This window comes from Paracoccus sp. 08, from assembly GCF_024105395.1.
Taxonomy (GTDB): Bacteria; Pseudomonadota; Alphaproteobacteria; order Rhodobacterales; family Rhodobacteraceae; genus Paracoccus; species Paracoccus marcusii.
In genome coordinates this window covers 25,606-34,446 of record NZ_WEKR01000035.1, presented here as the reverse complement: position 1 = coordinate 34,446, position 8,841 = coordinate 25,606, and the positions used below count along the sequence as shown (strand labels likewise).

Here is an 8,841-nt window from a genome sequence, read left to right as displayed (position 1 = left end):
GACGAGGCGCTGTCCTTTGACAGCGCGTCCGATCTGCTGACGCTGGTGGCGCAGACCGCGCCACGCCCCGCCTGCGTGTTCGTCGACGAGGCGCAGTTCCTGACCGCGGACCAGGTCTGGCAGCTGGCCCGCGTGGCCGACGACCTGGGCATTCCGGTCATGTGCTATGGACTGCGGGTCGATTTCCGGGGCATGCTGTTCCCGGGATCGGCCGCCCTGCTGGCGCTGGCCGACGACATGCGCGAGGTGCGCACCATCTGTCACTGCGGCAAGAAGGCCACCATGGTCATCCGCCGCAACGAGGCGGGACAGGCGATCACCGAGGGCGCGCAGGTGCAGGTTGGCGGGAACGAGACCTATGTCTCGCTCTGCCGCAAGCACTGGCGCGAGGCCACGGGAAACTGATCACGATTGCCCCGCCCCGGCCATGGCGCGTTGCGGGGCGGATTGGGTTGATGTAACCATCATGGAAAACAACCTAGGGGGACTTATCATGCGCGGATTCCTGATCTGGGTGGCGGCCGTGCTGGCCATGACGGCCCCCGCCAGGGCCTTTGACACGACAGCATCGGCCGCGTGGGTCTATGACGTCCAGACCGGCACCGTGCTGATGGAGAAGAACGCCGAGACGCCGCTTCCCCCGGCCTCGATGTCCAAGCTGATGACCCTAACCATGCTGTTCGAGGCGCTGCGCGATGGGCGCGTGAGCATGGACACGACCTTTCCGGTGTCCGAGAAGGCCTGGCGCATGGGCGGGTCCAAGATGTTCGTGGAACCAGCCGACCGCCCCTCGGTCGAGGATCTGATCCACGGCATCATCATCAATTCCGGCAACGACGCCTGCGTCGTCGTGGCCGAGGGCCTGGCCGGGACCGAAGAGGCCTTTGCCCGCCAGATGAACGAACGCGCGGCGCAGCTGGGACTGACCCACACGACGCTGACGAACGCCTCGGGCTGGCCCGATCCGGGACATCGCATGTCGATGGAGGATCTGGGTCTGCTGGCCACCTACATCATCACGGAATTCCCGGATCTCTATCCGAACTTCGCCATGACCTCGTTCAACTACAAGGGCCGCGTGCCGTCGAATGCAGGCAACCGCAACCCGCTGCTGTCCATCGGTACCGGCGAATGGACCGCCGACGGGCTGAAGACAGGCCACACCCAGGAAGCCGGATACGGCCTGGTCGGGTCGGCCATCCAGAACGGGCGTCGCATCATCTTCGTCATCACCGGCCTGACAAGCGACCGGGCCCGGGCCGAGGAATCCGAACGCCTGGTCAACTGGGCATTCCGCGAATTCAGCATGCGCACCCTGGTCCCCGCCGGCGAGGACGTGGCGCAGGCGCCCGTCTGGCTGGGCACGCTGTCGCGGGTCGGCCTGACCACCCAGAACGGCGTCAACGTCCTGGTTCCCGCCGGCGTCCAGGACCAGGTCAAGGTCGAGGTGGTCTACGATTCCCCCGTCCCCGCGCCCATCGCGCGGGGGGACCGTCTTGGCCAGTTGGTCGTGACCATCCCCGGCACGCGCGACACCGTTACGCCCCTGATCGCCACGCAGGACGTCCCCGAGGCCGGGCTGGTGGGCCGCATGAAGGGGGCCGTGATGCAGCTTGGCCAGCGTGCCATCACCGCCGTTACCGGCTGATGCTGATCAGCCTGGAAGGCATCGACGGCTGCGGCAAGTCCACCCAGTCCCGCCTGCTGGCCGACGCGCTGCGGGCGCAGGGCCGCGAGGTCGTGCTGACCCGAGAGCCCGGCGGCAGCCCCGGCGCCGAGGAGATCCGCCGCCTGCTGGTCGAGGGGGCGGGCGAACGCTGGTCGCCCGAGACGGAATGCCTGCTGTTCACCGCCGCCCGGCGCGATCATCTGGAACGCACGATCCGACCCGCGCTGAAAGCGGGCCATGTCGTCGTGACCGACCGGTTCGCCGACAGCACCCGCGTCTATCAGGGTGCGGCGCGGGGCGACCTGCGGGACATGGTGGACCGGCTGCACGCGCTGATGATCGGGGTCGAGCCGGACCGGACCTTCGTCATCGACATCGACCCAGAAACGGGGCTTGCCCGCGGCACTGCGCGCGGCGGGGCCGAGGACCGTTTTGAAAGCCTGGGGCTGGCCTTCCAGCAGCGGCTGGCGACGGGCTTTCGCGTGCTGGCCGCCGAATATTCCGACCGCGTCCGACTGATCGACGGCAGAGGCAGCGCCGCGGACGTGTCCGCCCGCATCATGGCCGCGTTGTGAAGACCGAGGCCGCCGACATTCCCGAACCCGACCGGGTCCCGGGCGCACCCCATCCGCGTCACGCGACGCGCGTGATCGGCCACGACGCGGCTGCGGCGGCGTTTCTGCAGGCCGCGCAGGGCGACCGGCTGCATCACGCCTGGCTGCTGACCGGGCCGCGCGGGGTCGGCAAGGCGACGCTGGCCTGGGCCATCGCGCGCTGGCTGCTGGCCGAGACCGGGCGGGCCGACCTGGCGGTCGATCCCGACACGCCCGAGGCCCGCCGCATCGCCGCCCTGTCCGAGCCGCGCCTGGCCCTGATCCGCCGCCCCTGGGACGACAAGACCAGCCGCCTGCGCGCCGAGATCACCGTGGACGAGATCCGCAAGCTGCTGTCCTTTTTCCACCTCTCGGCTGCCGAAGGCGGTCGTCGCGTGGCGATCATCGATGCCGCCGACGAGATGAACATTCCTGCCGCCAACGCCCTTCTGAAGGTGCTGGAGGAGCCGCCGTCGGATGCGCTGATCCTGCTGATCGCGCATCAGCCCGCACGCCTGCTGCCCACGATCCGGTCGCGCTGCCGCACGCTGCGCCTGTCGCCGCTTCCGCCGCGACAGATGTCGGCGATCCTGTCCGACATGGGCCTGAACGAGGATGCCGAGGCGCTGTCGGCCCTGTCCGACGGATCGGTCGGAGAGGCGCTGCGGCTGGCCGGCCAGGGGGGCCTTGACCGATACCAGGACCTAGTCGACCTGTTCGCCACCCTGCCCCGGCTGGACCGGCTGGCGGCATCGAAATTCGCCGATGGCGCGGCGGGGCGCGCTGGCGCCGACGGCGACCCGTTCGATCTGACCATCACCGTGCTGGACCGCTTCGTCACCCGGCTGGCGCGGGCGGGGCTGATGGGCGCGCCGCTGCCCCAGGCCGCGCGCGGCGAAGGGGCTTTGATGGCGCGGCTGTCACCCGACGACAACGCCGCCCGCATCTGGGCCGAGGCGCAGGCCCGCCTGTCGGCGCGCGCCCGCGTGGGACGGGCGGTCAACCTTGACCCTGCCGCGCTGGTCATGGATATGGTGCTGGAACTGGCGCAGCTGCCGCCCGCGCAAGCGTCCCTGACCAAGGCCTGACCGATGACCGATGCGGCCCTCCGGCTGACCGACAGCCATTGCCACCTGGATTTTCCCGATTTCGACGGCGAACACGCAGCCCTGATCGATCGTGCCCGTGCCGCGGGCGTCGGGCGGATGGTCACCATCTGCACCCGCCTGCGCCAGGAACCCGCCGTGCGCGCCTTGGCCGAGGCCCATGACGGCGTCTTCTATGCCGCGGGGACCCACCCGATGAGCGTCGCGGACGAACCGATGGTCACCGTCGATCAGCTGGTGGCCTTGGCCGATCACCCGAAATTCGTGGCCATCGGCGAGACGGGGCTGGATTACCACTACACCGCCGAAAGCGCGCAGGCGCAACAGGACAGCCTGCGTATTCATATCGAGGCCGCGCGTCGGACGCGCCTGCCCCTGATCATTCACGCCCGCGACGCCGATGACGACATGGCGCGCATCCTGTCCGAGGAACACCGCGCCGGCGAATATACCTGCGTCATGCATTGCTTCAGCTCGACCCCCGCGCTGGCGCAGGCGGCGCTGGACCTGGGGTTCTACCTGTCGATGTCGGGCATCGCGGCCTTTCCGCGGTCGTCCGATCTGCGCGACATCTTCAAGGCCGCGCCGCTGGACCGCATCCTGGTCGAGACCGACAGCCCCTATCTGGCCCCGCCCCCGCATCGCGGGCGCCGGAACGAACCCGCCTATGTCGCCCATACCGCCGCGGTGGGCGCGGACCTGTTCGGCCTGTCCCTGCCCGATTTCGCCGCGCGGACCGAGGCCAATTTCGAACGCCTGTTCTGGAAGGCCGCCCGATGAGCGACACGATCCGCGCCACGATCCTGGGCTGCGGATCGTCCGGCGGGGTGCCGCGCCTTGGCAACCGATGGGGCGCCTGCGACCCGGAAAACCCGAGAAACCGCCGCCGCCGCTGTTCGCTGCTGGTCGAACGCGACGGGCCGGACGGCACCACCCAGGTGCTGATCGACACCGGCCCCGACCTGGTCCCGCAGATGCTGGACGCGGGCGTGGCGACGCTGGACGCCGTGGTCTATACCCATGCCCATGCCGATCATGTCCACGGCATCGACGACCTGCGCCAACTGGTCTTCAACGCGCGCCGCATCCTGCCGGTCTGGGCCGATCAGCCCACGGCCGAAGCGCTGACGACCCGCTTCGGCTATGTGTTCGAGACGCCCGAGGGCAGCCTCTATCCGCCGATCTGCGCGCTGCATGCGATCGACGGCCCGATCACCATCGACGGCCCCGGCGGCCCAGTGACGCTGACCCCGTTCCGCGTCCAGCACGGAGAGATCACCGCCCTGGGCTTCCGCATCGGCGGTCTGGTCTATCTGCCCGACGTCTCGGACATTCCCGACGCCGTCTGGCCGCTAATTACGGACGCGCCAGTCTTCGTCATCGACGCCCTGCGCCATGAACCCCATCCCAGCCATGCCCACCTGGCCCTGTCGCTGGACTGGATCGCCCGCGCGCGCAGCCCCCGCGCGGTGCTGACGAACATGCATATCGACATGGACTATGCCGCGGTCGCAGCCCAGACCCCGGACCATGTCGAGCCCGCCTTCGACGGCATGCAGATCACCGTGCCCGCCGCGACATGACGGCGCTGTTCACGATCATCCTGCCCGTCTTCCTGATCGTGGGCTTCGGCTATCTGGTGGCATGGCGGGGCTGGTTTTCGGCCAGCGGTGTCGACGGGCTGATGAATTTCGCGCAGAACTTCGCCGTGCCCACGCTGCTCTTCGTGTCGATGGCGCGCCTGGACCTAGGCACCGAGTTTCGCGCCCAGCTGCTGATCCCCTTCTATGCCGGCGCCTTCGCGGCCTTTGCGGCGGGTTGGGGGGGCGCCCGGTTCCTGTTCGGCAGGCCGCCGGTGGACTGCGTGGCGATCGGGTTCGTGTGCCTTTTCTCGAACACGCTGCTGCTGGGTGTGCCGATCACGGAACGCGCCTACGGCCCGGATGCGCTGGCCGGGAACTGGGCGATCATCGCGATCCATTCGCCGATGCTCTACACCTTCGGGATCACGGTGATGGAGTTCACCCGCGCCCGCGGCAGTGGCCTGTCGGTCGGGCGCGTGGCCCTGCGTGCGCTGACGGGGGTGCTGCGCACCTCGCTGGTCATCGGCATCATCGCGGGCCTGTCGGTGAACCTGCTGTCGCAGGCGGGGCTGGCCCTGCCGCAGGGGTTCTGGGACGCCGCCGACATGATCGCGCGCGCTGCCCTGCCCGCTGCACTGTTCGGCCTTGGCGGCGTCCTTTATCGCTATCGTCCTGAAGGCGACATGGCGACCATCGCCTTGTGCTGCGCCGCATCGCTGATCCTGCATCCCGTGATCACTTTCGGCACGGCTTGGGCGCTGGATCTCGACCGCGACGGCATGCGCTCGGCCGTGCTGACGGCTTCGATGGCCCCGGGCGTGAACGCCTATCTGTTCGCCAATGTCTACGGCGTGGCCAAGCGTGTCGCAGCCTCCAGCGTGCTGATCGCCACGGCGCTGTCCACGCTGACGATCTGGATGTGGCTGGCGTTGCTGCCCTGAGGCGTCGCGGGGGTCCGGGGGGCCGCAGGCTCCCCGGCGGGGGGTGCGGGGGGCCGGCCCCCCGCCATCGCGGGACGCAACCTGCCTCAGATCGGTACGCGCAACGCCCCCAGAGGCTCCTCCAGCGCCCGCTCCTCGTACCCGAAATGCGACCGGATCGCCCGGTCCAGCGCCGCGAACCGATCCGCACACAGATCAAGCGCCGCTGGCCCCCGATCCGCGACAAGCGACTGTGCCGCCTCGTGCAACGCGCCGATCAGTCTGTGGATCACCTCATGCTCGGCCTTCAGCCGACGGATTACCGGGGCCAGTGCCGACCCGCCACGCTCCGCAAGGGCCGGAAACATCCACTGCTCCTCGATGTCGTGGTGGTTCTGCAAAAGCGCGCAGTCGCGGCCGCAGGCAGTGCCGAACTGCGCCATGTTGCGCGCCAACGCCGTCCCGGCCACCGCCGGTGCGACCAAGGACGGATCGGCCTGCGCGGCTCGGACCTGAACCAGCAGCCGCTGCACGCCGTCCAGTTCGGCCCGGTACGTGTCGTGGATGGCGGCCAGGCGCCGGCCATGTGCGCGCTCGGCCCGCGTGATGGCGGGATAGGACGGGGGCGCAGGACGCGCGCCCTCGTCCTCCAGCTCTTCCGGCGTCATCGGGGCGTGACGCCCCGGATACGCTCGGACCGCCGGCGCAGCAGTTCCACCGTGGTCAGCAGCGCGATCGAGAAGATCACCAGCAGCGTCGCCACCGCCAGGATGGCCGGGCTGATCTGTTCGCGAATGCCGTTCCACATCTGCCGCGGAATGGTCTGCTGATCGGGACCGGCGATGAACAGTACCGCCACGACCTCGTCGAACGACGTGACGAAGGCGAACAAGGCACCCGACACCACGCCAGGCAGGATCAGCGGCATCGTCACCTTGAAGAAGGTCGTCCGCGGATTGGCCCCCAGGCTGGCCGCCGCGCGGTTCAGCGACTGATCGAACCCCACCAGTGTCGCGGTGACGGTGATGATCACGAAGGGGATACCCAGGGTCGCATGGGCCAGGATCACCCCCAGATAGGTTCCCGCCAGCCGCCCGCATTCCGGCGACAGCCCGACCAGCGCCAGCAGCTCGCAGGGGTTCGAGTAGAAGAAGAACATCCCCGTCGCCGTGATGATCAGCGGCACGATCATCGGAGAGATCAGGATCGCCATGATCGCCCGGCGGAACGGCATTTCGGGCCGCGACAGGCCCAGAGCCGCCAGCGTCCCCAGAATCGTCGCCACGATGGTGGAACACACGCCGATGATGATCGAGTTCTTGGCCGCCTGCACCCATTTCGCATTAGCCCAGGCATCCGACCAGAAGGCCCAGCCCGTCGAATCCGGGTTCTGCATCCCGAAGGTCAGCAGGCTGGAATACCACCGCATGCTGTAGCCGTCGGGGTCGAGCGACAGCATCCGGTCGGTGAACGTGAAATAGGGCTCGGCGTTGAACGACAGCGGGATGATCACGATGATCGGCGCGATCAGGAACACGAAGATCAGCGCGCAGACCGTCAGGTAGGTATAGTGCCAGACACGCTCCAGCGGGCTTGCATAGGTCGGAACAGCCATTCGCTTACCCCAGTTTCAGGTTGTCGACGCCGACAAGGCGGTCGTAGAGCCAATAGAGGATCAGCACCGACCCCAGCAGCAGGGCTGCCAGTGCCGCGGCCATCGACCAGTTCAGCGTGCCGGTCATGTGCTGTGCGATCATGTTCGAAATCAGCTGCCCCGACGACCCGCCGACCAGCGCGGGCGTGATGTAGTATCCGACCGCCAGGATGAAGACCAGCATCGCCCCCGCCCCCAGGCCCGGCAGGGTCTGCGGGAAATAGACCCGGCGGAACGCGGTCCAGCTTGTCGCGCCCAGGCTGCGCGCCGCACGGACATAGGCCGGGTTGATGGTCCGCATCACCGAATACAGCGGCAGGATCATGAAGGGCAGCAGGATATGCGTCATCGCGATGATCGTGCCGGTCTGGTTATAGATCATCTGCAACCGCTGCCCGCCGCCGATCACGCCCAGCCAGACCAGGATGTCGTTCACCACGCCCTGCTGCTGCAGCAGCACCATCCAGGATGTCGTGCGCACCAGAAGCGACGTCCAGAACGGCAGCAGCACCAGGATCATCAGCAGGTTCGACTTCCGCATGGGCAGCGTCGCCAGCAGATGCGCAATGGGAAAGCCCAGGATGAAGGTCAGGCCGGTGATCACCGCCGACAGCCAGAAGGTGCGCCAGAACAGGGTCAGATAGATCCGCTGCTGTTCCGGGACCTGCTGGATGTTGCCGGCCTCGTCCCGGGTGCGGTCGACCGCTGCCAGATAGAAGTTCGCCGTGACCGGCGTCGATGCCGATCGCATGACGGACCACAGGCGCGGGTCGCCCCAGTCCTCGTTGATCTCCAGAAGGGCCTGTTGATAGGGCGGCTCCAGCCCGCGGCGGACCTGGCGCCCGGTCGCAGTGAACAGCGACCGCGTTCCCGGCATGTCATAGTTGATCCGCGTGCCCACCACCCCGATGCTGCGCGCATCGGCGCTGGCGATCAGGTCCTGGGCCAATGCGGTCCAGGCCGCGTCGTCGGGCGCGGTGCCAGGCTCCGTCGATGCGAACCAAGCCGAGACCTGCGGCATGTTGGCGGAAAAGCCGTCATTGTGGAACGACCGCGCCAGCATCTGCCCGATCGGGACCACGAAGGTGATCAGGATGAAGGCCAACAGCGGCAGAACCAGCAGAAAGGCCCGCCGTCGCGCCCGGCGCTGGCTGTGCGCCRGGGCGCGGGCCAGCGGCATTCCGTCGGCGGTCGTCAGCGTGCCAGACCCCACACCGGATGCGGTGGTGGCGATGGCGGCATGTGGATCAAGTGCGGCGTCGGCCATGTCGTCCCCCGGGCAGTCAGGTCCGCCGCCCCCGGATGCGGGGGCGGCA

At 68.4% G+C, this 8,841-nt stretch carries 10 protein-coding genes; 7 read left to right on the top strand and 3 right to left on the bottom strand.

The features are described 5' to 3' along the window. The 7 genes from GBO37_RS12550 to GBO37_RS12520 all read left to right on the top strand — a co-directional run. Positions 1-405, top strand: a 405-nt coding sequence (locus GBO37_RS12550) for a thymidine kinase (protein ID WP_252929309.1), incomplete at its 5' end; no start/stop codon positions are given. Between the two features lie 88 nt (positions 406-493). Further along, a complete protein-coding gene (locus tag GBO37_RS12545) occupies positions 494-1,648 on the top strand; it encodes a D-alanyl-D-alanine carboxypeptidase family protein (RefSeq protein WP_252929307.1) in 1,155 nt (384 codons plus the stop codon). Continuing rightward, the gene (tmk, locus tag GBO37_RS12540; protein ID WP_252929305.1) at positions 1,648-2,244 is read left to right on the top strand and encodes a dTMP kinase; all 597 of its coding nucleotides are present in this window, start codon (positions 1,648-1,650) and stop codon (positions 2,242-2,244) included. Before GBO37_RS12545 ends, tmk begins: the two co-directional genes overlap by 1 nt. After that, entirely contained in the window at positions 2,241-3,350 is a 1,110-nt protein-coding gene (locus GBO37_RS12535; RefSeq protein WP_252929303.1) for a DNA polymerase III subunit delta', read from the top strand. The genes tmk and GBO37_RS12535 overlap by 4 nt, the downstream gene beginning before the upstream one ends. Positions 3,351-3,353: 3 nt before the next feature. Further along, on the top strand, positions 3,354-4,148 hold the full coding sequence (locus GBO37_RS12530) for a TatD family hydrolase (RefSeq protein ID WP_252929300.1): 795 nt from the start codon (positions 3,354-3,356) through the stop codon (positions 4,146-4,148). Further along, positions 4,145-4,951 carry an MBL fold metallo-hydrolase gene (locus GBO37_RS12525; protein WP_252929298.1) on the top strand — a complete coding sequence of 269 codons (807 nt, stop codon included), beginning with the start codon at positions 4,145-4,147 and terminating at the stop codon, positions 4,949-4,951. The genes GBO37_RS12530 and GBO37_RS12525 overlap by 4 nt, the downstream gene beginning before the upstream one ends. After that, entirely contained in the window at positions 4,948-5,892 is a 945-nt protein-coding gene (locus GBO37_RS12520; protein ID WP_252929296.1) for an AEC family transporter, read from the top strand. The genes GBO37_RS12525 and GBO37_RS12520 overlap by 4 nt, the downstream gene beginning before the upstream one ends. Before the next feature lie 86 nt (positions 5,893-5,978). On the opposite strand, the gene GBO37_RS12515 is transcribed toward GBO37_RS12520, so the two are convergent. From GBO37_RS12515 to GBO37_RS12505, 3 genes are read right to left on the bottom strand one after another with little or no spacing between them, the layout of a single operon-like run. After that, positions 5,979-6,539, bottom strand: coding sequence for a hemerythrin domain-containing protein (locus GBO37_RS12515; RefSeq protein ID WP_252929294.1), 561 nt, complete (start codon positions 6,537-6,539; stop codon positions 5,979-5,981). Beyond that, positions 6,536-7,486 carry an ABC transporter permease gene (locus GBO37_RS12510; protein WP_252929292.1) on the bottom strand — a complete coding sequence of 317 codons (951 nt, stop codon included), beginning with the start codon at positions 7,484-7,486 and terminating at the stop codon, positions 6,536-6,538. The genes GBO37_RS12515 and GBO37_RS12510 overlap by 4 nt, the downstream gene beginning before the upstream one ends. 4 nt (positions 7,487-7,490) lie before the next feature. Beyond that, complete coding sequence (locus GBO37_RS12505) at positions 7,491-8,792, bottom strand: ABC transporter permease (protein WP_252929290.1); 1,302 nt, start codon at positions 8,790-8,792, stop codon at positions 7,491-7,493. Positions 8,793-8,841: the final 49 nt, after the last annotated feature.

Excerpts from the sequence above, each read along its gene's own strand:
- GBO37_RS12530 (WP_252929300.1), top strand. The coding sequence starts at position 3,354 with ATGACCGATGCGGCCCTCCGGCTGACCGACAGCCATTGCCACCTGGAT.
- GBO37_RS12515 (WP_252929294.1), bottom strand. The coding sequence starts at position 6,539 with ATGACGCCGGAAGAGCTGGAGGACGAGGGCGCGCGTCCTGCGCCCCCG.
- GBO37_RS12525 (WP_252929298.1), top strand. The coding sequence starts at position 4,145 with ATGAGCGACACGATCCGCGCCACGATCCTGGGCTGCGGATCGTCCGGC.
- GBO37_RS12510 (WP_252929292.1), bottom strand. The coding sequence starts at position 7,486 with ATGGCTGTTCCGACCTATGCAAGCCCGCTGGAGCGTGTCTGGCACTAT.
- GBO37_RS12545 (WP_252929307.1), top strand. The coding sequence starts at position 494 with ATGCGCGGATTCCTGATCTGGGTGGCGGCCGTGCTGGCCATGACGGCC.
- GBO37_RS12520 (WP_252929296.1), top strand. The coding sequence starts at position 4,948 with ATGACGGCGCTGTTCACGATCATCCTGCCCGTCTTCCTGATCGTGGGC.
- tmk (WP_252929305.1), top strand. The coding sequence starts at position 1,648 with ATGCTGATCAGCCTGGAAGGCATCGACGGCTGCGGCAAGTCCACCCAG.